The sequence below is a fragment of the Solibacillus sp. FSL W7-1464 genome (assembly GCF_038004425.1).
Lineage (GTDB): Bacteria > Bacillota > Bacilli > Bacillales_A > Planococcaceae > Solibacillus.
Map to the genome: position 1 here is coordinate 2,735,240 of NZ_JBBORC010000001.1, position 21,040 is coordinate 2,756,279.

Consider the following 21,040-nt stretch of genomic DNA (forward strand, 5'->3'; position numbering starts at 1 on the left):
CAGCTCATTCATTCCTTTCCCGCCCTCTGTCTGGAGACTGATTTTTTTATAAAAGCAATTAAATACAGAACCATCGGATAAATCAGCACAATAATAAATGCTATATATCCAAACTTGTTATTGAATTCATAGATTTCACTTCTTGTTTCAATGAAGAAAGATGCTATAAATATTAAAGAAAACATGCCTAAAATAAATTTCATTTCTGAAATATTGGCAATTCTTTTCATGCCCCTGAAAGCCGACCATGCATATAAACAGAGATTCGGTAATATTACAATCATCCAAAAACAGACAGTAATAAGTTCAATCCTTTCAAGAAAAGGAAGACGAATATTACTAAAGAGGGATAATGTTGCCCAAATTGTACGCTCAAGCTGTTCCCCACTAAAAAACGTTAACGTAACAATCATGACAAACAAATACAGAAACATTGTAAAAAACAACCCTAAAGAAACATATTTTTTTGCTTTCTCTTTTTCCTTAATAAAAGGATAAAGTGTATGAATCACTTCAAATCCCGCTATGGTAAAGGTCATGTAATAGGCGCCTTTAAGTAATTCAACTAAATCAGCGCTGAGTACAGGCAATAAATAATTTACGTTAGCATAATTCAAAGGAATTATTAGCGCAACAGGAATCCATAACCCTAAAAAAAAGCTAAAAAAACAAATCCCGATTATTGTCCGAAGACCTGCAGTAAAGCCGTATAGTACCAGAATCATCAATGTAATCATAATAAAAGAAGGCTTTAAATCCGGAAAAACCCAAGCATTGATAACGTCTGTATAATTCCTTATAATTGCAAAAAAAGCTAAGCTGCTATAAATGACCAAAAGTAAATTAATAAAATTACCGATATATTTGCCGAATAGATCGAGGTTAATGCCAAAAATATCCTCGGTTTCATACATTTCCAATAACTTCAATGACATAAATATCGAAAGATAGGCGACCAAAAAACTAATAATAATGGAAATCCAGGCGTCATGCTTTGCATCTTGATAGATTACCGCCTGAAATCCATGAACCCCTACTCCAATCTGGGAAGCACAAATAATATAGAAAAGTAGCGGGGCATTAAACATCTCATTTGTTCCGATTTGCAATTTATTTTTCATTCTTTCACATTCCCATCATTCTTCTGACCATCCTGGCTTGATGAAAATTCAGCACCGTCTACTCTTGTAGTTGCCGATTTGCGAATAGTAATTCGATATGGAAAGCGAATTATACTGTCGCCCCAGCTTCGAATTCTTGGAGGATAAAATGGCGACAAATAAGGGGCACCCAGGCTTGTCAGTCTCAATAGATGAATCAATAAAATACAAAATGCGAGCATTATTCCATAAAAACCCCAAAATCCCGCAATAATAATAATCGGAAAACGAATAATCCTAATGACATTCCCCATCATGTAACTTGGTGTAATAAACGATGACAAGGCACATAGCGCAACAATAATGATCAGGATATTACTAGTAATTCCCGCTTGTACAGCTGCTGTTCCTAATACTATACCGCCTACAATCCCTATTGTTTGTCCTATTTTTGTCGGCAACCTTGCCCCTGCTTCACGAAGCAATTCCATAATCAATTCCAAGAAAAGCGCCTCTAATATCGGAGGAAAGGGAACTCTGGCCCTTGATTCACTGAGCGGAACTAGCAACGACTGCGGAATGACCTCGTAATGAAAAGTTAAAGCCCCTACATACAGTGGTGTTAAAAAGATGGAAATTAAAATAGCGACGAATCTTAAGAGCCTTAAAAATGTTGCGATTGGCCAACGTAAGTTTTTATCTTCTCGGCTCTGAAAGAATTCAAAAAAGCTGTATGGGCAAAGAATTGCCATTGAACTCCCATCAACAAGAATCCCTACTTTCCCGCTCAGCAATCCATCACAAAATCTGTCTGGACGTTCTGTTATCAACATTTGCGGGAATAAGGAAAGCTTATTGTCATCAATTAATTCAGACAGTTCAGCACTATCTATTATGTCTTGAATATCAAGTGCTTCAATTCTTTGCCTTATTGTATTAACATTCTGTTCCGCCACAATTCCTTTAATATACATTACTGAGAGTGCGGTATTTGTTTGTTTACCAACCTTGAATTTTTCATTTCCCAAATTCGGATTTGCTATATATCGCCGAACAAGTGAAATGTTGGTCGACAAACTTTCATTAAAACCAACTTGTGATCCAATTACTTGCGATTCATTTTCCGGAGGTGTTAAACCTCGTGACTCTCTCGCAGGTATAATGACAAGTATCGCACAGTTATGTCCTTCTACATGAATAACAACTGCTCCTGTCAGCATTGTATGTACACAATCAGTCATTTTATCTGTCTCATTAATTTGTGGAAGCGGCAATTGACTTATGATTGTTTCCGGTGATTCGTTTTTAATATTTTGTAAAGCCGGCAAAAGTTTTAAGTTTAAAATATCTTCTTTAATTAAATTATCCACAAACATAATCGTAATTTTTTCAGTTACATTGCGTACGACCAAATCGGCTGGTGACTGTACCGTCTCACTCATATCCTGAATAAAAATTTTAGTAGTTTCGGAAATGGTCTCACTTTTTTGTGTTTTGTCAGATGCCTGTTCTGGCATTTCTTTTTTTTGAGAAGATGGCGGTAATGTTTCAGTTTGTTTTTTGCGTAGCTCATTTTTTTTCTTTTTGCTAAAAAACATACTATTGCCCCCATTCTTAAATAATTAATAGAACCATTATTTCCCTATATTATTTTTCTATTCATCAAATAACGATTTCTTTGTAAATTTCGTTAATGAAAGGCAAAAAAAAATCAATTTCCCTTTCGGAAAATTGATTTTTATTTTACCTGGTCTCTACATATTCACTATATAGTTCAAGGTCGTAAATTCATTTTTATTCAAATGTGATTTTATTTACCGCATCACGGTCTAATCGTTTAATTACTTCTACAATTAATTTCACTGCATTATCATAATCATCACGGTGCAGGATGCCTGCGTGTGAGTGGATATAACGTGTTGCAACACCGATTGCCAATGATGGTACACCATTTGCTGTAATGTGGATAGAACCTGCGTCCGTACCGCCGCCGGCCATAGCTTCGAACTGGTATGGAATGCCTGCTTCTTCAGCTACGTCCAAAACAAATTCACGTAAGCCTGTATGTGATACCATGGAAGCATCATATACGACAATTTGTGGACCTGCGCCCATTTTTGAAGTCGACTCTTTCGGTGTCACACCAGGTGTATCACCTGCAACACCTACATCTACAGAAAAACCGATATCCGGCTGTACTTTAAATGATGATGTTTTCGCACCGCGAAGGCCGATCTCTTCCTGTACATTCCCGACACCATAAACAATATTCGGATGCTTTTCGTCTTTTAATGCTTTCAGTACATCAATTGCAATTGCACAGCCAATTCGGTTGTCCCATGCTTTCGCCAATAGATGTTTTTCGTTTTTCATTACGTTGAATTCGAAATATGGTGTAATCATATCGCCTGGACGTACGCCCCACTCCATTGCTTCTTCTTTTGAAGTGGCACCGATATCAACGAACATTGATTTAATGTCGACTACTTTATTACGAACATCAGCCGGTAAAATATGTGGCGGCTTTGATCCGATCACACCGATAATTTCTTCCCCTTTGCGCGTTGTAATTGTCACGCGTTGGGCAAGCATTACCTGGCTCCACCATCCGCCAACTGTTTGGAAAAACACGAACCCTTTATCATCAATGCGTGTCACCATGAAACCAACTTCATCCAAGTGGCCCGCAACCATAATTTTCGGACCGTTTTCATCGCCTACTTTTTTTGCGATTAAACTGCCTAAGTTATCTGTTTCTACTTCATCTGCATAAGGTGCGATATATTTTTTCATCACTTCGCGTGGTGCACGTTCATTTCCTGGAATGCCGTTTGCATCTGTTAAATCTTTGAACATTTGTAATGTAGCATCGAGCTTTGTCATGTCGGTTTCCCCCTAATAATTACTCATCTTTATTATAGCGACAATATTTCGAAATGTGAAATAGTTTCTCGACATTATGTAAATTAATAGCCATTTCGTTGCCGCTCATAATTCTTTTCATTCTTTAATTCATATGCCTGCAAAACATCATCAATTGTAAAATTCAAATTATAGGCAATTATACTGTACTGTTTCCACATAGCACTGTAATTTTCTTCTGTTTGGTGCTGCAGAAATGTCAGAATCGTCTGTGTTGTATTAAGAAATGTTTCAGTTAACTCTTGCTTCTCCTTTAAATAGGGCCATTCCTCCAATAGAAAGCCGCGCATATTTCCGAGCGAAAGTATAAAGTGCACCGAATCGACAAACTCCTCCAAAAGTACAGCTCTTTCCGATGGTCCCTTCGTTGACCAAAATTTGAAACAGCGAGTTTCGTTAGCCAGTTCACTTAGCTCGACTAATAATGCAAGCCCTTTTTCGGCAAACACATCCTTATGTACATGTTGATTTTCTTCAATAAACCGGTCAAGCTGCCGCTGCTTTTCAAATAATTGCCGAAATTGCATCAAATCATCCCTCTTTTTCAAAATAAAATGAAACTTTTTATACTACTCAATCGTATAGGAGGGAATCACCGTAAGCAAGGAGGAAGTTTCATGGCTATATTGTTACGAATTGCCATCATCCTTCTCATCATTTACATATTTTATAGAGGGGTACGCTACTTAATCGACCCAAAGCGTAAATTGGATGAGGCCTATGAAAATGGACAATATTATTTTTATGATGATGTGAAAAACATTCGGAAAAACTTTTTCATAACGTATAAGGGGGCATTATTTGAAGGAGAAAAGTATTTAGGTACGACTGACAATGCATTTGAAGTCGTCAGTATTTTCGTCTTTGTCCATGATGCGATGAAACTTCAAGGGTTTACGAAAGAAGACTTTTTGTATTTGGAAAATGAGATTCTCATGAATTATCCAAATGCCTCGATCAATTGGAAAAACCCGATCGAGCAACTTATGAAAGATTAACTGGAGATAGCGAACCTCATAATTGTGAGGTTCGCTTTTTTTTGAAACCTTTTTCTTCTATTTCCGTATAAATGGATGAGGTGAAAGATTATGGAAGTATATATTAAAAAAGCAGGTTACATACCAAATAAATCAAGTATAGAAGAAATTGAATTTTCGATGCAGCCCGGCACAATTATCGGTTTAATTGGAGGTAACGGCGCAGGAAAAAGTACTACCATTCAATCTATGCTCGGTGTTATACCTTATTTTGAAGGAGCAATCACCATCCCCTCCTATAGTTATGTTCCGGAACGCCCATTATTATATGAGCATTTCACACTGCGCGAGCATCTTCAATTTTTAATCGAAGAATATACTGACAGCACACTTTGGGAAAAAGCAGAGCAGTTACTTACACTTTTTCAGATTGACCAGCGGCTGGATGATTTGCCAATCTATTTTTCAAAAGGGATGCAACAAAAAGTCATGCTTGTATTGGCTTTTTTAATCGAACGACCACTCTACATATTGGACGAACCATTCATGGGTCTTGATCCCCGGGCTATGCGGGAACTGCTGGTTTTAATCGATGAACGTAAACAGCAAGGTGCGTCCTTTTTACTGTGCACACACCAATTAGAAATGGCTGAAATGCTTTGTGATCATTACATTCTTCTTCATGAAGGAAATATCCAAGCTAAGGGTACATTGAGTGAGCTTCAACAAATGATCGGGCAACCTCTTTCTTTGCTGGATATCTTTTATGAATTGCAAGGCAGGTTATAACGATGTTTACTAAACGGCTTTATCGCTCGTATCAATTTAATTTCAAACTAATTCAATCAATTACAGATTGGACAGTCCTCCTATACCTTGTAGTGCCCAGCGTCATTATCGGCTTTTTCTTATATCGCGATATTGCTGGTGATTTTCAAGTATTGGAGCTTCAGCCTCTTCCCTTACTCCTTCTGTTATTCGGGATTAGCTTCTTTTTAGTTAAACCATCTTTACGCCTCTTTATATATGATGCAGATCTGTTATTTTATAAGCAGCATGGAAGGAAAATTCATCATATAAAACTATGGGGTTATTGGTATTCATTTTTGCATTATAACTTTGTCCTTGTAATTTTATTATTGCTCGCTTCTCCCTTTATCATATTGCCATTTTGGAAAGTTCTTTTCGCTTTAAATATAATAAGCGTACTCCATATATGGATACAGTATAGTTGTCAAAAGTGGTTTACAAAATGGCCGTTGCTATTCATTGTTCACGCACTCATTATTTTTAGCCTCAGCATTTTGCCACTATGGGGAATTTCTATATTACTTCTTGCTGTTCATCTACTTTTACTAAATACTGTACTAAGCAATCGATACTGGACAATTGAAACACGCTGGGAATATGAGGCCTTTTACAGTTGGATGAAGCGCATTTATCAATTCAGCCTGGAAATGCGTTATTATATGCCAGCTAAAACGAAGCAGCCGCTTATTTTACTTGCGAAAAAGAAAATATTAAGTAGACATCGGATCGATAATTTAATTTATAAAACATTATTGAGAAAACTGAATTACTTAAAATCGCCAGTTCAACTCATTGTCATTAGCATTGGCCTTCTCTTTGTTCTACCTATGTGGGCAAAAGCAGTGGTTCTCATATTTTCTTTTATCGGTTTAAATGTTGCCCTTAGCTCTATTCTCAATGAAATTAAACAAGCTACTTTTTTTCAATTAATGTCTGTTCAGGAAAAAGAGTGGCTACAGGCAAAAAAACGTATCAAGTACCGTTTTTTTGCTCCGATTAGCGTTGTCATGATGCTCCTATTCATTATCATTTAACACAGAAACGGATGCTGCATTTTACTGCAGCATCCGTTTTATCGATTATGTCCGTAATGATCTGGATTCGCGACCGCCCCAATTGTACTTACCCAGCGGTTTGTATAATTGAAGAAACCGGCAACAAATGCGGCTTCCAATATTTCATGATCATTAAAGCCAGCCTCACGTAGAAGATCAACTTCTTTTGTTGTTATTTCATTTGGATATTTTGTTACACTGTAGGCATAATCACATAATGCACGCTGCTTTTCCGTAAGTTTTGCAGAGCGGTAATTGTATGTTAATTGGTCTACCCACCCAGGATTTTTTGTTATTCCGCGAAGGACATCACTATGTGAAGTGAGGCAATAATTGCAATTATTTGTCGAAGAAACTACGAGGCCGATCATTTCCTTGTCCGCTAACGACAAATACGTTGTTTCTTCGTTGAACAAAGAATATTTAAATTCCAAAAATCCTTTAAACTGATGCGCATTCAATGGAAGAATTTTAAATAAATTATTCACAAAACCATTTTGCTCCAGCTGCTTTTCAACATGCTGATCAAAAAGTTGCTGTATATCTTCCGGTATTTCTCCTTCGCTTGGCTTTTGTAAATAAGACAGCTGTTCTTCGTATTTAGTCATTTCATTACTCCCCGTTTTTAAATTTACTGAATTCATTATAAATTACAACTATTAATCTAACAAATGAACAATCTGTTACTCAACATAAAAAAGCATAGACAATTTTAGTCTATGCTTCCGGATGATATTAAAATAGCTGAACGAGTAAGAATACGTGAATTGCTCCAAGTAAAGGAAAGCCAAATGCAAATTTGTTGTGCTTTGTTTTATGACGGAATAAGTACATTCCTAATACACCGCCAAGTGCCCCTCCTAGAACGCCTAATGTTAATAATGTCCGTTCGGAAATACGCCATTCCTTCTTTTTAGCGCGCTCCTTATCTATGTACATATATACACATAATACGAGTGAAACCACTGCCACATATGAAAGTGCTGCTAATTCCATCTGAATCCCCCTAGTCAAAAAAAGACTGATAAGGAGCAAATCCCTATCAGCCTTTATTATATACTAAAATTATTTAGCGACTGCTTTTTTAGCTTCTTCAGCTAATTGAGCGAATGCTGCGCTATCAGTTACAGCTAAGTCAGATAACATTTTACGGTTAACTTCGATACCCGCTACTTTTAAGCCGTGCATTAAACGAGAGTAAGATAAACCGTTCATGCGAGCTGCTGCGTTAATACGAGTGATCCATAATTTACGGAAATTACGTTTCTTTTGACGACGGTCACGGTATGCATATTGACCTGATTTCATTACTGCTTGGTTAGCTACTTTGTATAAAGTATGTTTTGAACCGTAGTAACCTTTAGCTAATTTTAAAACTTTTTTGCGACGAGCGCGTGTTACTGTTCCGCCTTTTACGCGTGGCATAGTAATTACCTCCTGCTAATTCTTTCGAATGCTTAATTTTTTATTTTTGTTATTAATAATCTTTTAAACGGTCAAGATTATTTCATGTAAGTTAATAATGTACGGATACGCTTGAAATCGCCTGAAGTTGCAACTTTCGCTTTACGTAAGTGACGTTTTGCTTTAGTTGATTTGTTAGCGAATAAGTGAGAGCCATAAGCACGGTCAAATTTTAATTTACCAGTACCTGTTTTTTTGAAACGTTTCGCAGCTCCACGGTGAGTTTTCATTTTTGGCATGTCGATTTCCTCCTAAACTTGTTACTACATACGTATTATTTCTCTGTCTTCGGTTGAAGAACTAAGAACATGCTTCGGCCTTCCATCTTCGGTTTTTGTTCAACCGTAGATACTTCAGCACAAGCTTCAGCAAAGCGATCTAGCACACGCTGACCGATTTCTTTGTGTGTAATTGCACGACCTTTAAAGCGAATTGACGCTTTAACTTTGTCACCTTTTTCAAGGAACTTAATCGCGTTACGTAATTTCGTTTGAAAATCATGTTCATCGATCGTCGGGCTCAAGCGAACCTCTTTCATTACGATTACTTTAGAATTTTTACGAATTTCACGGTCTTTCTTTTGCTGATCAAACTTAAATTTACCATAGTCCATGACACGAGCGACTGGTGGCTTGGCTTGAGGGGCCACAAGGACAAGATCCAAGTTAGCACGAGCGGCAATTTCCAACGCTTCAGTACGCGTTTTTAAACCAAGCTGATCACCATTGTGATCAATTAGACGAAGTTCTCGCGCGCGGATGCCTTCGTTTACATACATGTCTTTGCTAATATTAATCCACCTCCAAGGGTTTGTCGCGAATACATGAGTTGGTGTAAAGTATAACCCTGTCGAACGGTACACCTCTGCGTGATGTCCATATGTTCTTTTCATTTTTACAAACAAAAAGGACGGACATTTGAGATGTCCGCCCGCTATATGTGCATACGCATTCATGCGCAAAACAATTCAACGTTTCTGATACCTGCTCGTAACTTTTATAAAAGCACTTGTCAGGTGAGAAGCGGGCAGCCTCTACTTTCAAACTTTAGTATTCATAACTTAAACAATCTTACCATGTGCCCAAAATAACGTCAAGCATTTTTATATAATTAATTTTATTGTTACTCCATTTTTTGAAAAATAAATGAAACTAATTTTCAGTTCCAGGTTTTACTTGGAAGATTCGTGGTATCTAATTAGGGACTCACATTTTATCGATAGGAGGAATTTTTAATATGTTCAGACATCAAAAAGAATTACAATTTGAGGTAAAAGTTGAAAGACCAGATCCATTATTAGCGAAACAAATTCAGGAAGTGCTAGGCGGGCAGTTCGGTGAAATGAGTGTAATGATGCAATATCTGTTCCAAGGCTGGAACTGCCGTGGTGAAGAAAAATATAAAGATTTATTAATGGATATCGGCACAGAGGAAATCGGTCACGTTGAAATGCTTTGTTCTTTAATAAGTCAATTACTTGACGGTGCATCACCGGATGACCAGCAAAAGATTGCACAGGACCCAATGATGAACTCAATTATGGGCGGCATTAATCCGCAACATTTAATTGTCAGCGGTTTAGGAGCTACTCCAAAAGACTCGAACGGTGTACCATGGAATGCCGGTTATATTGCAGCGAGTGGTAACCTGCTGGCAGACTTCCGCGCAAACTTAAATGCAGAATCACAAGGCCGTTTACAAGTTGCGCGTTTATACCATATGACAAAAGATGAAGGTGTACGTACTGTATTCAGAAAAATGCTGGCACGCGACCGTTATCACCAATATCAATGGATGGCAGCTATTAAAGAGCTTGAAGAAAAGAAAGGTTTCGTCGTTCCTGCTTCATTTGCACCGGAAGACGAGTTGGAAGCTCAGCCGCATGCCTATGAATTATGGAGCTTATCAGAAGGTACAGCTTCTAAAAATGGCCCGTGGGCACAGGGCACAGCACCAGACGGAACTGGGGAATTTGTATTCTTGGATAACCCGGCACCAATGGGACAAGTACCTAACCCAGTCGTACCGCCAACAACTTTACACCATGATATTGATGTAAATAAAAAATTATAATCCACTATAAAAACTGTCCTTGACTTGTTATCACTTACAGGTCGGGGACAGTTTTTAGTTTTACATCATATTTGGAGGTGTATCGAATATAGTTGGAGGTGCTGGCCGCAAAGCAGGAGCCGGCGCAAAAGGTTGTGGGTGCTCCACATAATTAAAGACACCTTCCCCGTCCATACTTGGTCCGTGTGCCCAACGCCCGTGCGCACTTTCATTGCCACGGGAGAAGTTAAATAATGTATAGGCAACTTCTCGTTTTTCCAGCTCTTTAGGGAAAGTACTTGGCACGACAATATTTTCCTGTGCCTCTAATTCTTTAATCGCTGCAACCCACTGGTTCTGATGCATTGTATCTCTTGCAAGCAACCACGAAAACATATCACGTACCCCCGGATCATCCGTCTCATAATACAGACGCGCTACCTGTAGGCGCCCTTGTGATTCGGCATTCAGATTCGCACGGAAATCCGCCAGTAAGTTTCCGCTTGCTGCAATATAGCCGGCATTCCATGGCACACCATTGGAATCCTTCGGTGCAGCTCCTAGACCACTAACGATTATATGTTGCGGGTTACTGCCGCCTAAAATTGCCGCTATCAGCGGGTCCTTTGCAGCCTCATCTAATAGTATCGGTTCTACTCCATCCAGCAATCTCGCAATCATTGTTGATATCATTTCTATATGTGCCAGTTCTTCAGTGCCAGTATCCATCAGTAAGTCACGGTATTTTTCGTTACCTCTCGTATTCCAGCCTTGAAACAAATATTGTAAGGCTACCGACATTTCTCCAAACTGACCTCCGAGAATTTCCTGCATTTTACGGGCCATAACCGGATCCGGTTTACACGGCTTGGCTTCATATTGCAGTTCCTTTATATGATAAAACATTCATTCACTCCTTTTATATTTCCTACTATATGCTTTTACCAAAAAAATGCTTTTAAAATATAGAGAATGCAGCCTAAAAAATTGGGGCAATAAAAAGAAGGCGTCCCACACAAAGCAGGACGCCTTCTTCTATACTATTTCTTCACTTCTGCTGTAATGTCTGCAAGGAACTGTTCAAAGCTGATTGTTTCCGAATCCTTTGAACCGTAGCGGCGGATATTAACTGCATTTTCTGCCACTTCTTTATCTCCAAGTACAAGCATGTACGGAATTTTTTGCATTTGTGCTTCACGGATTTTGTAACCTAGTTTTTCTTCACGGTCATCCATTTCTACACGGATACCAGCTGCTGCCAATTTTTCTTGTACTTCGCGTGCATAATCATAATGCACTGCGTTTGATACAGGAATAATTGTTGCCTGCACCGGTGCCAACCATGTTGGGAATGCCCCTTTGTATTCTTCGATCAAGAATGCTACGAAACGTTCCATTGTTGATACAACACCACGGTGGATAACTACCGGACGTTGTGGCTGACCGTCTTCACCAATGTAAGAAAGGTCAAAGCGTTGTGGCAATAAGAAGTCAAGTTGTGCAGTCGATAAAGTTTCCTCTTTACCAATTGCAGTTTTTACTTGAACGTCCAGTTTTGGACCATAGAATGCTGCTTCGTCTTCTGCGATGAAGTAGTCATACCCTAGCTCATCCATTGCTTCTTTTAACATTGCCTGTGCCGTTTCCCACATTTGATCGTCATCAAAGTATTTCTCTGTGTTGTTCGGATCGCGGTAAGAAAGACGGAATGAGAAGTCTTTTAGATCAAAGTCTTTATATACTTCTAAAATCAGTTCCACTACTTTTTTGAACTCGGCTTTAATTTGGTCCGGACGTACGAAAATGTGCGCGTCATTTAATGTCATCCCGCGTACACGTTGCAGACCAGATACCGCACCACTCATTTCATAACGGTGCATTGTGCCTAGCTCCGCGATACGAATTGGTAGGTGGCGGTAAGAGTGCAGACCATTTTTGAATACCATCATATGGTGAGGACAGTTCATTGGACGTAAAACAAGTGTTTCATTGTCCATTTCCATTGGAGGGAACATGCCGTCTTGATAGTGCTCCCAGTGTCCTGATGTTTCATATAATTTTTTCGAGCCAAGTACTGGTGTATATACATGTTTGTAGCCTAAAGATAATTCTTTGTCTACGATATAGCGTTCAATTGTACGGCGGATTGTTGCACCGTTTGGTAACCAAAGCGGTAAACCTTGACCAACTGTTTGGCTAGTCATGAATAAATCCAATTCTTTACCGATTTTACGGTGATCACGTTCTTTTGCTTCTTCAAGCATTTGAAGATGGTGTTTCAACTCGTCTTTTGTGAAGAATGCAGTACCGTAAATACGTTGCAGCATTTTGTTGTCTGAATTACCGCGCCAGTAAGCACCCGCTAATGATAATAGTTTGAACTCTTTTAATTTGCCTGTAGATGGTACGTGTACACCACGGCATAGGTCAAAGAAATCACCTTGGTAGTAGATTGATACTTGATCATCTGCCGGAATTGCTTCAAGTAGTTCCAATTTATACTCGTCGCCAACTTCCTCGTAAATTTTCTGTGCTTCATCACGAGAAACGTTTTTGCGCTCGATTTCGATGTTTTCAGAAATGATTTTTTTCATTTCTTTTTCGATTGCCGGTAAGTCTTCTGCAGTAATCGGTGTTGGTGAATCGATGTCATAGTAGAAGCCTGAATCGATGACTGGACCAATACCTAATTTTGCGTCCGGGTATAGACGTTTTACTGCCTGTGCTGTTAAGTGGGCAGTTGAGTGACGAAGGATTTCTAGGGCTTCGTCTGATTTGTTTGTAATGATTTCGATCGCACCATCTTGTTCGATTCCTGTTTTTGCATCGATTAGTGTGCCGTTGATTTTACCTGCTAATGTTGATTTTTTAAGTCCTGGGCTGATTGAGCCTGCAACGTCCAATGTAGATGTTCCCTTGGCGAATTCCTTTACTGCGCCATCCGGGAATGTTAATTTGATCATTTCTGACATGTTGTTGTCCTCCTTAATATTATTGTGGCAAAATATCCATTTACTTATCCGTTAGTCTCCGTTACGGGCGAATGCTTTCCGCGGGCACGGCCTGAGCCTGTAGTCTCAGGCGTCGTGCTGTTCCCGCAGGAAACGCAGTTTGTAGCGAAAGGCGATAACCGTCAGCTACACTCCTCGCCCTTCACTCCGACTAACTATATTTTTACGTATCATCAATAAAATACTCATTTCAAAATGATAAGCAAAATAGGCAAAATAAAAAGCACCGTCCCAACAAAGGGACGATGCTGTATGCTCGTGGTGCCACCCTTCTTCCTTCTTCGTTAAAACGAATCAGAAGCTCTCGGTCAGTTAACGTACTGAGAAACGATGACGGATTGGCCCCGTCACTGCTCGAAGGTAGTAAAGTATAACGCTTATGCTAGGAAGCTTGCAGCCATGTCTTCCCTCTCTAAAAGCCAGTTCGTTAAACTTGTTGTCCTTTTCAATGCATTTATTGTTTATTTACGTACAAAGTATACGCTCGATTTTGCAGAAATGCAATATTGAAAATTAAAACTCTCAAAATTTTATTTTCTGCGGTTTGTTCCCGTAATTTCAAGCGGTGTCGTTAATGCTTGTACTCGCTGTAAAATACGGCCCGATTTCATTTCATCAATTGCCCCATGTTCAGTTACGGACCATTGTTCTTCCAGCTGTTTGTAATTGAAGTTTGAAGAGATGAATGTCGGCAATTTTTCCGCCATACGGTAATGCAGGATCGAGCCGATAATTTCATCTCTTGTCCATGTAGAAATCGGCTCAGAACCTACGTCATCGAGCATTAATACCGGTACCTTTTTTACAAAGTCGATTTTCTGTTCAATCGATCCTTCTGTTACCGACGACTTCAACTCACGGATGAATTCCGGCATATATACTAATAAAGTTTGAATACGTTCTTTCGACAAAGCATTTGCGATGGCGCCTAAAATATAGGTTTTCCCAACACCAAATGTGCCGTATAAATACAGCCCTTTTGCAGGAAGCTCTTTCGTCTCACGGTATTGCTTTCTGAATTCAACCATAAACTGTGTCGCAGCCATGCGGGAGTTATCGTTCATATCCATTTCATTGAAGTCTGCGTTCAGGACATCTTTCGGCATATACATCGTCTTCATCATTGAAGCTAATTCACGCTGATCATCTTCTTTAATCATTTGTTCGCACTTGCGGTAAATAATATTAATCTGACCATTAGAAAGCATTAATTGCGGAACATGGCCTTTATAGAAATTTTGACACTGTGATGTAGAACCGGCTCCGCAGCAAGTGTGCTTTTGCTCTACAAATTCGAAAAGAGTCGTCATTCCATATTGGATAACAGCCGAGTTTTCCGTCATATTATGGTCATTCATAAACTGCTTTACACTTGGATGTGAAAGGACCCGGTTTTTTAGTTCATTATATTTTTGCTCAAATGATGGGATATTTATTTTATTGAGCGAATCTTTTATTGGTTCGATCGTACTCACCTGCTTTTTAGTCACTATTTAATTGCTCTAATAATTTTTTGCGCTGCTCTTCAAAATCAATCTGGTTTTGAGTATCGCTGGAATTAGCTTGCTGTACAGGTTCCTGATCTTTTTCTTTAAACCAATCCGGAACAACGCCAACTTTTCTTGCCCCGCGCTGTTTGTTTTTCTTATCTTGCATTTCAGTATAAATCTTCGCTTGATTAATCGTCTGAATTTTATTGTTTCGCCATGTATTTGCGACACTGTTAATATATTTTTCAGGCAATGCACCTTCTGTTTTTTCCATTACATACTCTAACATGTAATTTACGACAGCCGGGATCATTTTGTAATGCAAGATTAATTTTTCCGCTGTTGCGACAACATACGCAAACGGCTCATGACCTTCGTTCAACTCTTTTGTAAAAACATATGGTGTCGCTTTTTCATAGCGGGCCAATTCTGGTGTGAACACATAATCCTGAGGATAATATTTCGGTAAATCCTGCTCGGTAATTTTTACGTCCACTTTATTTTCTTTATAATTCGATTCAATGTAAGCAAGTGCATCTTTAGCCAACAGGATATTTTTCAGCTGCATATTCAGTGCAAGCGTCTGAATTTGGTTACGTCCGAAACGGCTCGTTTTATTCGTTAAAATAAATTCAAGAATGGCGTTGACCACTCCGACTTTAATACCGTGTTTCAATACGAGATCATCCACTTGCTTCACCAGCATTTCAACAGGTTCTTTCCCGTTAAGCAGATTTTTCATGAAATCATATGGCAATGTTTCATCAAAAGCCGGAATCCATTTTGACATATCCTTAACGGTAACTTTAAATGCAAGCGGTGTATCCATCGTAATTTTAGAAGCCTTCAACTGTGTTCCATCGCTTTCTTCTACAATACGGAGTGCTTCTAAAGCATTTGCAGGCGGGTTTAACATCCAGTTTCCAGCGATAGACTGCACAAAATTTTTCGTCAGTTTCCCATTGCTCTCATTATAGGCATACTCCATCAGCACATTGACTGCACCTACCGATAGGCCTTGCTGCAATACGAGTTCCTCGGCTAAATCAACAATAAATTTCACCGGCTTTTTCCCTTTATACAATGATTTCAGGAAGTAATAAGGAAGCGTTTTATCATAGTGAATCGATTGGTCATCTACTGTTAAATAATCTTCTGTCACTTTAATAAGGTTGCGTTCATTCCGCTTCTCAATATAGTCCAAGGCTTGCTCAGCTGATTTGATTTGATTGTACCGGATTTCAGATGCCAGCGCTTCTACAAACGATTCCGGCAAGTTGCCTTTTGTCGAATCCCATACATGACGAATGATGACGTTTGCCACTTCAATCGGGATATCATAAGAACTGTAAAGCGATTCTGCTAGTTTTACATGCCCTGAAAATGGTTCTTCACCATGTGTCAAAATCAGCAAATACTGATAAGGTGTAGAATTTTTAAAGTCAACGAGTGCAGGGTCAGGAGAATCGGTTTTCGAGTTATTATTTTCTTCAACTTTTTTCAAGTCGTCATTCGTAACCGTAATTTGAGATAGATTTTTCGACTTACGATCCCGGTAACTATGTTCAGCTTTTGCAATTTCCATTGTATTTCCAGCGGTTTTCGCACCTTTTTTCAGCCAGTTGTTCATGACAACCTTCATAAAGTTTTTATTATAATTCAATTCATCATTCATTGAAATATAATGGATCAAAACATTCAATGTGCCGTAAGAGACCCCTTTTCTAATGAAATTGTTAAATTCCATTACAATGGATTCCGGGGGCAAATAACCATTAAATTTTTGGAAAACTTCAATCGGTGAGGTTTTTTCCAAATACTCAATTAAACCTTCTTTATCATTTATATTTTGCTGTTTTTTTGCAGGAGCGGTATTAACTACTTCTACTGAATGGAAGATGTCCTGTTTTCTGACCAGTTTGGGCTTTGCGACACCTACGTTCAGCTGGTAGTATTCTTCACAGCGTTTTTCAAGCTCTTTTTTCGTTAATCCTTCATCTGTATCCCATGCGAGTAACACGATTCTTTGCATATCCGTAACAGAGAAATTGTACATAAATGCTAATTTGGCAATGGCGATTTTAATATCCAGTGTAAACAATCTACTTGGAATTAAGTTTTGGCTCATGCCCATCATGAAGCCTTTGAAATCAAATAAGTCATACTCAAACGGGTACGACATTTTTGAACGTTCATTTACCGAACCTGTATTTTCCTGCATAACTTGCTTTAGCTCAGCTTCCGTTATTGCAACAAATGCATCATTAAAACTGCATGTCACATCCTTGTATCCATGTAAAGAAATATCATGTTTCGTTAGTTTACTTCTTAACGACTCATACTGTTCACGGCCGATTTTTCGTAAAAGCGCTACAGAAAGAATTGAATCGTCAAAGAAGTCATGGCCCGTCAATGGCGGATATAAAATATATTTCATCGATTTATAGGAATCCATCATCTTTTCAAATGTCTTCACTAAACCGATTGCTTCTAATACAATTCTTGCTTGCAGTAATTGCTTCGGTTTAAAACTTAATGAATCGAGCAGGTTGCTGTGAAAACAAGTAGCTTTTTCGTGTTGCTGTGTTTCAACCCATAACTTTAAATATAGTGCGGTAGCTTCAACACCGATAATCGGCTGATAGCATAATTGCAATGCAAGCTGATGCTCACTAGTGATAGTTTGAGGGCAATGAATTTCACAATGGTCATATGGATTTAGCTGATTCATCATTACCATTTATCCCTCCTAACACTTATTTGTCGTTTGACTGACGGGTCATGATTTCTTTCAGTTCCTCAATAAATACAGTAATATCTTTAAATTGGCGGTAAACAGATGCGAAACGTACATAGGCTACTTCATCAATTTTCGCAAGTCGATCCATTACCATCTCCCCGACATCTTCCGAGCGTACTTCCGCATTACCTAATCGGCGCAGTTCTTTTTCAATTGAAAGAACGATCTCCTCTAATTGTTCTAATGCAACCGGCCGTTTTTCACATGCGCGAATTAGTCCTCGCAATACTTTTTCACGGCTGAACTCCTCGCGTGAGCCATCCTTTTTCACAACGATTAACGGGGTTTCTTCAATTTTTTCAAATGTCGTAAAGCGAAAGGCACATGATTCACATTCACGACGTCTGCGAATTTCTTTATTATCATCAACAGGTCTTGAGTCTACAACGCGTGTCCCATTGTATTGACAAGCTGGACATCTCATATAATAATTTCTCCTAAAAGTTAGTTTAATCCTATTATAACAAAAACAACGCGCTTGAAATAGTGCTTCACGCGCGTTGAAATTTTCCAATGGAAAGTCATTCAATTATATAGTGCATTGTTGCTTCACACAATAGAAAAAGCCTTTTGCAAAAATAATTTACTTTCTGCAAAAGGTTCTTTCTGTATCATTAAGGCGCGTGCTTATGCCTTTTTAAAATGAACAACCACACTTAATAAAGCAATAAATTATGCATTTACTACAGCTAATTCATTTGCAATTTTTTTCGTTAAGTCTACTACGCGAGCAGAGTAACCCCACTCATTATCATACCAGGCGATGACTTTCACTTTACGGTCACCTAATACAATCGTAGTTAAACCGTCTACAGTAGATGAGTATGTTGTTGTATTGTAGTCAGAAGACACTAATGGTTCCATAGAGAAGTTTAAAATACCGTTCATTTTGCCTTCAGCTGCCGCTTTAAATGCTGCATTTACTTCTTCTACTGTTACATCTTTTTCTACATCTACAACTAAATCTACTAAAGAAACATTTGGTGTTGGCACACGTAATGCCATACCGTGGATTTTCCCGTCCAATTCCGGTAATACAAGACGCAATGCTTTTGCCGCACCAGTTGAAGTAGGGATGATTGATGATCCACAGTTACGTGCACGACGTAAATCTTTGTGAGGATTATCAATGTTATTTTGATCGTTTGTGTAAGCGTGAACCGTTGTCATTAAACCGTTTACAATACCGAACTCATCGTTTAATACTTTTGCTACAGGAGCTAAACAGTTTGTTGTACAAGATGCATTTGAAATGACATCATGCTTTGTTAAATCCAACTTATCGTCATTTACACCTAAAACAACCGTAATATCTTCATTTTTACCAGGAGCAGTTAAAATAACCTTTTTCGCGCCAGCTTCAATATGTTTTGCTGCTTTATCACGGTCATTGAATTTACCAGTTGCTTCAATTACGATATCAACACCCATTTGAGCCCATGGTAATTTTAATGGATCACGTTCACTAACTAATTCAACACGTTTGCCATTTACAATTAAGGCACCTTCGACTGCTTCAACAGTTCCAGGGAACATTCCATGATTTGTGTCATACTTAATTAAATGTGCTAACGTTTCAGATGGATAGCTTGCGTTCACTGCTACGATATTCACGTCACCGCGCATCATTGCTTGTCGGAACACCATACGACCAATGCGGCCAAAACCATTAATTGCAATAGAAACTGTCATATTATTTAAATCCTCCTAAAAGTACGATTCATTCATTTTATTTATTCGATGATTAGTATAACACATTTTCTAAAAAGGTGAACATATTTAATACACTAAATTAAATTTGTTATTTTCAGATAATACATACCCGCAAAATTAAAACCTCAACCAACTTTTTAATAAAATTTGTTGAGGTTATTATTTTACTTCAGTACATTCCACTCATACAAAATATTTTGAAGCTGAATAGCTGTATCTTCCAGCGTGCAGTTATTATGTATAACCGCATCAGCTAACTTCTCTTTTTCTTTGACTGGAATCTGTGTTGCAATACGGGCGTTTGCTTCTTCTTCCGTAAAGCCGTTTCGTTCCATTAAGCGCTTCAGCTGCACCTCTTTGTTTACGGAAACAACAATAATTTTTTCAACGAAATGTTCCAGCTTACTTTCAAATAACAGCGGAATATCCATGAAAATATTTTTTTCGCCAAACGAGATAAACTCATCACGCTGACGCAGCATTTCTTCACGAATAGCCGGATGTATGATGCCGTTTAAAGTTTTTCGCATTTCTTCATTATGAAAAATCATACTACCCACTTTTGCCCTATCCATTGAACCATCCTGTGCTATGACTTCCGGTCCGAATGCTTCTGCAATCTTTTTTAATGTCGGTGTGCCAGGCTCGACGACTTTTCGTGCTACTACATCTGCATCAACGATTGGCAATCCGTATGACTCAATCATTTTTGCAACTGTGCTCTTTCCGCTGGCAATACTACCTGTTAACCCAATAATCACAGCAATTCCCCTTTACTTTTGACATTGCGGACAATATGTCGATGTTCTTCCCGCGATGACGATCGATTCTGTATTTGTTTCACATGCAACACATTGCTTTTTTCCATACATTTTCAGCCGATGCTGCATTGTCCCTGCACCGCCATTAATACTGCGGTAATCCGAAATTGTCGATCCGCCCGAATCAATGCTTTCCTGCAACACATCACAAATGACATGAAAGAGTTTCGTCTTTTGCTCACGACTTAACTCACTTGTTATTTTCCCCGGATGAATAAGCATTTTGAACAATGCTTCGGTTGCATAAATATTGCCGCAACCGGAAATCACCTGGCCGTCCATGATGACTTCCTTAATCGGTTTCTTTGAGAACTTCGGTTTTTCGCTTTGCATAAGGAAAAAATCACAGGCGATTTTATCAAATGGCTCCGGCGCCATTTTTAACAATGGAGGATGGTCGGCAATTTCCTTAATAAAGCGCAGTTCGCCAAAACGGCGGATATCAGCATAGACAAGCAGCTCTCCGCTTGCCAATGTGAATATCGCATGAATATGCTTACGGAATTTTTCTTCTGTTATTTCCAGCACATCATTCACAACAAACCATGCGCCACTCATACCTAAATGATTCACTAATATAAAACGTTCATCATTTTTCTTGAGATGAAAGAATATATATTTCGATCTGCGCTCCAGTTTATCGATTGTCATATCGCGTACTAATAGTTCAAATTGTGAAGGCTTTGCATTTTTTACAATCGCCTGTTTACCTGCTTCATGTGATGTATAAACGACATCCGATAAAGAGACAGATTCAATCGTTTTCCCTTCTACGATTGGTCGTAAATCACGTACGACCCCTTCTACTTCTGGTAATTCCGGCAT

The 21,040-nt window shown here is 38.6% G+C and carries 21 protein-coding genes; 4 read left to right on the forward strand and 17 right to left on the reverse strand.

Annotated elements, in window-relative coordinates; genetic code table 11:
- Positions 1–8 precede the first annotated feature (8 nt).
- The 4 genes from MKZ25_RS13520 to MKZ25_RS13535 form a co-directional block, all read right to left on the reverse strand.
- Positions 9–1,121: a GerAB/ArcD/ProY family transporter gene (locus MKZ25_RS13520; RefSeq protein WP_340801980.1), complete on the reverse strand. Its 1,113-nt coding sequence runs from the start codon at positions 1,119–1,121 to the stop codon at positions 9–11.
- Positions 1,118–2,698, reverse strand: a complete 1,581-nt coding sequence (locus MKZ25_RS13525; RefSeq protein ID WP_340801981.1) for a spore germination protein — start codon at positions 2,696–2,698, stop codon at positions 1,118–1,120. The genes MKZ25_RS13520 and MKZ25_RS13525 overlap by 4 nt, the downstream gene beginning before the upstream one ends.
- A 196-nt stretch (positions 2,699–2,894) precedes the next feature.
- Entirely contained in the window at positions 2,895–3,983 is a 1,089-nt protein-coding gene (locus MKZ25_RS13530; protein ID WP_340801982.1) for a M42 family metallopeptidase, read from the reverse strand.
- An 83-nt stretch (positions 3,984–4,066) separates the two neighbouring features.
- A complete protein-coding gene (locus tag MKZ25_RS13535; RefSeq protein WP_340801983.1) occupies positions 4,067–4,549 on the reverse strand; it encodes a dUTP diphosphatase in 483 nt (160 codons plus the stop codon).
- A 90-nt stretch (positions 4,550–4,639) separates the two neighbouring features.
- On the opposite strand from MKZ25_RS13535, the gene MKZ25_RS13540 reads away from it, so the two are divergent.
- The 3 genes from MKZ25_RS13540 (at position 4,640) to MKZ25_RS13550 (ending at position 6,843) form a co-directional block, all read left to right on the forward strand.
- The gene (locus tag MKZ25_RS13540) at positions 4,640–5,020 is read left to right on the forward strand and encodes a sigma-w pathway protein ysdB (RefSeq protein WP_340801984.1); all 381 of its coding nucleotides are present in this window, start codon (positions 4,640–4,642) and stop codon (positions 5,018–5,020) included.
- 90 nt (positions 5,021–5,110) lie between these two features.
- On the forward strand, positions 5,111–5,788 hold the full coding sequence (locus MKZ25_RS13545) for an ABC transporter ATP-binding protein (RefSeq protein WP_340801985.1): 678 nt from the start codon (positions 5,111–5,113) through the stop codon (positions 5,786–5,788).
- A 2-nt stretch (positions 5,789–5,790) separates the two neighbouring features.
- Complete coding sequence (locus tag MKZ25_RS13550) at positions 5,791–6,843, forward strand: ABC transporter permease (RefSeq protein ID WP_340801986.1); 1,053 nt, start codon at positions 5,791–5,793, stop codon at positions 6,841–6,843.
- Between the two features lie 38 nt (positions 6,844–6,881).
- Here the strand turns inward: MKZ25_RS13550 and MKZ25_RS13555 are convergent, their stop codons facing one another.
- From MKZ25_RS13555 to infC, 5 genes are all read right to left on the reverse strand, one after another.
- Positions 6,882–7,472 carry a peroxidase-related enzyme gene (locus tag MKZ25_RS13555; protein WP_340801987.1) on the reverse strand — a complete coding sequence of 197 codons (591 nt, stop codon included), beginning with the start codon at positions 7,470–7,472 and terminating at the stop codon, positions 6,882–6,884.
- A gap of 127 nt (positions 7,473–7,599) precedes the next feature.
- A complete protein-coding gene (locus tag MKZ25_RS13560; protein ID WP_251686520.1) occupies positions 7,600–7,860 on the reverse strand; it encodes a DUF1294 domain-containing protein in 261 nt (86 codons plus the stop codon).
- Between the two features lie 69 nt (positions 7,861–7,929).
- Positions 7,930–8,289, reverse strand: coding sequence for a 50S ribosomal protein L20 (gene rplT / locus MKZ25_RS13565; RefSeq protein WP_340801988.1), 360 nt, complete (start codon positions 8,287–8,289; stop codon positions 7,930–7,932).
- Positions 8,290–8,366: 77 nt separating this feature from the next.
- A complete protein-coding gene (gene rpmI, locus MKZ25_RS13570) occupies positions 8,367–8,567 on the reverse strand; it encodes a 50S ribosomal protein L35 (protein WP_008407727.1) in 201 nt (66 codons plus the stop codon).
- Positions 8,568–8,602: 35 nt separating this feature from the next.
- Complete coding sequence (gene infC / locus MKZ25_RS13575) at positions 8,603–9,106, reverse strand: translation initiation factor IF-3 (protein WP_039967350.1); 504 nt, start codon at positions 9,104–9,106, stop codon at positions 8,603–8,605.
- 458 nt (positions 9,107–9,564) lie between these two features.
- Between infC and MKZ25_RS13580 the strand changes: the two genes are divergently transcribed.
- A complete protein-coding gene (locus MKZ25_RS13580; protein WP_340801989.1) occupies positions 9,565–10,401 on the forward strand; it encodes a manganese catalase family protein in 837 nt (278 codons plus the stop codon).
- 60 nt (positions 10,402–10,461) lie between these two features.
- Here MKZ25_RS13580 and MKZ25_RS13585 read toward each other — a convergent pair whose 3' ends face one another.
- The 8 genes from MKZ25_RS13585 to mutM all read right to left on the reverse strand — a co-directional run bounded on the left by MKZ25_RS13585 (position 10,462) and on the right by mutM (position 21,040).
- Positions 10,462–11,286 (reverse strand): manganese catalase family protein, encoded by an 825-nt coding sequence (locus tag MKZ25_RS13585; protein WP_340801990.1) that lies wholly within the window; start codon positions 11,284–11,286, stop codon positions 10,462–10,464.
- A 134-nt stretch (positions 11,287–11,420) separates the two neighbouring features.
- Positions 11,421–13,352: a threonine--tRNA ligase gene (thrS, locus tag MKZ25_RS13590; RefSeq protein ID WP_251686517.1), complete on the reverse strand. Its 1,932-nt coding sequence runs from the start codon at positions 13,350–13,352 to the stop codon at positions 11,421–11,423.
- A gap of 569 nt (positions 13,353–13,921) precedes the next feature.
- On the reverse strand, positions 13,922–14,881 hold the full coding sequence (gene dnaI, locus MKZ25_RS13595; protein WP_340801991.1) for a primosomal protein DnaI: 960 nt from the start codon (positions 14,879–14,881) through the stop codon (positions 13,922–13,924).
- Positions 14,874–17,615 carry a DnaD domain protein gene (locus tag MKZ25_RS13600; RefSeq protein ID WP_340801992.1) on the reverse strand — a complete coding sequence of 914 codons (2,742 nt, stop codon included), beginning with the start codon at positions 17,613–17,615 and terminating at the stop codon, positions 14,874–14,876. Before MKZ25_RS13600 ends, dnaI begins: the two co-directional genes overlap by 8 nt.
- A gap of 22 nt (positions 17,616–17,637) precedes the next feature.
- On the reverse strand, positions 17,638–18,105 hold the full coding sequence (nrdR, locus tag MKZ25_RS13605; protein WP_079528369.1) for a transcriptional regulator NrdR: 468 nt from the start codon (positions 18,103–18,105) through the stop codon (positions 17,638–17,640).
- 248 nt (positions 18,106–18,353) lie between these two features.
- On the reverse strand, positions 18,354–19,373 hold the full coding sequence (locus MKZ25_RS13610) for a glyceraldehyde-3-phosphate dehydrogenase (RefSeq protein ID WP_340801993.1): 1,020 nt from the start codon (positions 19,371–19,373) through the stop codon (positions 18,354–18,356).
- 185 nt (positions 19,374–19,558) lie between these two features.
- Positions 19,559–20,155: a dephospho-CoA kinase gene (gene coaE, locus MKZ25_RS13615; protein ID WP_340801994.1), complete on the reverse strand. Its 597-nt coding sequence runs from the start codon at positions 20,153–20,155 to the stop codon at positions 19,559–19,561.
- A 12-nt stretch (positions 20,156–20,167) separates the two neighbouring features.
- Positions 20,168–21,040, reverse strand: coding sequence for a bifunctional DNA-formamidopyrimidine glycosylase/DNA-(apurinic or apyrimidinic site) lyase (gene mutM / locus MKZ25_RS13620; protein WP_340801995.1), 873 nt, complete (start codon positions 21,038–21,040; stop codon positions 20,168–20,170).